The sequence below is a fragment of the Henriciella sp. genome (genome assembly GCF_049649345.1).
Taxonomy (GTDB): domain Bacteria; phylum Pseudomonadota; class Alphaproteobacteria; order Caulobacterales; family Hyphomonadaceae; genus Henriciella.
In genome coordinates this window covers 1-2,045 of sequence record NZ_JBARZC010000648.1, presented here as the reverse complement: position 1 = coordinate 2,045, position 2,045 = coordinate 1, and the positions used below count along the sequence as shown (strand labels likewise).

Here is a 2,045-nt window from a genome sequence, read left to right as displayed (position 1 = left end):
GATATATTCCTCGAACGTGGTCGCCTTTGCGCGCACTGTCTGCAGGCGCGGGCGGAAGCGTTTGGTGCTTTCATCGGCAAGCGCCTGGAAGACTTCCTCTTTGGACCTGAAATAATTGTAGAAGGTTCCCGCGGCGAGATCGGTTTCGCGGATGATGTCGCGCACGGTCGTTGCATCGAGACCGAGACGCGCAAAGACACGGCGGGCCGCTGCCAGTATGGCTTCGCGGTTCGCGGCTTTCGTGCGTTCGCGCTTGCCGGCGCTTTGTGCAAGTTTTGCTACAGTCTTCATGTCGCGCCTTCTGACCTGCCCCCAGCAATCAAATTCGTGACGGCTCGTCAACTTTAATTGCAGTAGTCTCGTCCAGATTGAGCCTGCGCCGCACCGTTTGGTAGATGCCCCAGAGCGTGCGCATCAGGATCAAGGCAAGTATGCCCAGCATCGGCGCGTTGAGGGCCATCATCAGGCCGAACCCGACAAAGATGCCGACATGCAGCAGGATGATCCGGCCATAGGGCTTCATCATTTCAGCTGCCATCTCGGTTTCGCGCCATTGGCCGCGCCCGATGAAATCACGGAAAAAGAGAAAGAGCTGCAGCGCGAATATCGCCCCGACGAAGACCATCATGTGCGCGCCCGAGCCCAGGGCGAATTCCACGAGGCCGACCGGTGTCGGGAAGGGCGGCTCGCGGCCCCTGCTGATCTCGGCGAACACCATGAGAAACACGCCGTGCACGAAGCAGAACATGCCATAGTGGAAGGTGAAGAACGGGCCCGAGAAGAGCATGGCCACCCCGCCGGCCAGGCCGTTCTTGATGCTCGCAGCGGCCATGCGCAGAAGCGTGACCGCCCCGATGACAAGGTTTTCCAGCCAGTAGAGAAAGACCAGAGAAGTAGCGTCCCAGCCAAATTGGAGGATGGCATAGAGCGGGAACAGGTCGACGGCGAGGATCGCCCAAGAGACCGGGTCGCGATACGCTTCGGCGAGCGCGTCCGGCTTCAGCCAGTTCAGCACGCCGCGTTTGCCTCAGTGTCGACGCTCACAGGCCTCCCCCTCTCCCGGTTTTCGCACGGACCTAACTGCCTGCGCCAAACCCTGTATAGGGCGGAAATGAAAGCGGATCACGCGCCGTCAGCCCGAAGGACTTTTTCGGCGTGTTGTAATTGCCGGTCAGGACTTCGAAATGCAGGTGGATGCCGGTCGCGTTTCCAGACTGGCCGATAATACCCAGCGGCTGGCCGAAGCCGATGGTCACGCCCTGCGCCACGCCGGGGCCAAACCGCGCCATGTGGGCGTAACGCGTGAAGATGCCCTGGCCGTGGTCGATCACGACATAATTGCCAAAGCCGGTACTGAAGCCGGCTTCCCGGATGATGCCGGGCGCGGCCGAATAGATGGTCGCATCGGTGCCGGCCTGGATATCGAGCCCTTTATGGGTGCGCCCGAACCGTGTGCCGAAGCCTGACGTCATGCAGGCCGCGTTCACAGGCACCGGCGTCATCACGACCTTGCCGTCCACCAGAATAACCGGATTGAAGTTCAGGATGCGGTCATTGGAATCAGCCTCGAACGCGTTGGTGATCGTGCTGTTCGGGCAGAGATAGAGATTGGCGTCCGGCTTGAACGGGCCCTGCTCGGCGACAACCGAAGACGTACTGGTAATCGCTCGCGGCGGCTCGACGAGCTGGCGCGGGGAGGCGCAGCTTGCCACCCAGAACGAGATGAAAAGGACGGCAATCGCTATTTGTTTCATCGGCCTCGGATCCGCTCGCTCACGCGCCTCACGCCATGGCGCCGGCCCGTTTCTGCCCCCGCTCGATCTCTTTCATAAGGTCTTTTACATAAGCGTTAAAGTCCACCTGCATGGTGTGGCGCGGCGCATCGTAGAAATGGCCTGTATGGAATTTTTCGTCCTCGACAATGGTCTTCTCCATCTCCTCGCGCGGCGGGAATTCATATTCGCCGGCAATCTTCGCTGCACACAACTTTGACTGCTGCTCGGCGAAATTGACCAGCGTCGGCAGGGGCTGGGCAAGGCCAAGGA

3 protein-coding genes and 1 pseudogene are annotated in these 2,045 nt (G+C 60.4%); all 4 read right to left on the bottom strand.

The genetic code is table 11. From position 1 onward, the window contains the following. Positions 1-291, bottom strand: a 291-nt coding sequence (locus tag WA989_RS17805) for a TetR/AcrR family transcriptional regulator (RefSeq protein ID WP_424341812.1), incomplete at its 3' end; no start/stop codon positions are given. 28 nt (positions 292-319) lie between these two features. Next, positions 320-1,015 carry a DUF6498-containing protein gene (locus WA989_RS17800; protein WP_424341811.1) on the bottom strand — a complete coding sequence of 232 codons (696 nt, stop codon included), beginning with the start codon at positions 1,013-1,015 and terminating at the stop codon, positions 320-322. Positions 1,016-1,076: 61 nt separating this feature from the next. Beyond that, positions 1,077-1,754 carry a M23 family metallopeptidase gene (locus tag WA989_RS17795; protein WP_424341810.1) on the bottom strand — a complete coding sequence of 226 codons (678 nt, stop codon included), beginning with the start codon at positions 1,752-1,754 and terminating at the stop codon, positions 1,077-1,079. 28 nt (positions 1,755-1,782) lie between these two features. Next, positions 1,783-2,045: pseudogene (locus WA989_RS17790) on the bottom strand (NAD(P)/FAD-dependent oxidoreductase); the annotation flags it as partial.

Bases quoted from the DNA above. Each gene is read 5' to 3' on its own strand.
- WA989_RS17795 (WP_424341810.1), bottom strand. From the start codon at position 1,754: ATGAAACAAATAGCGATTGCCGTCCTTTTCATCTCGTTCTGGGTGGCA.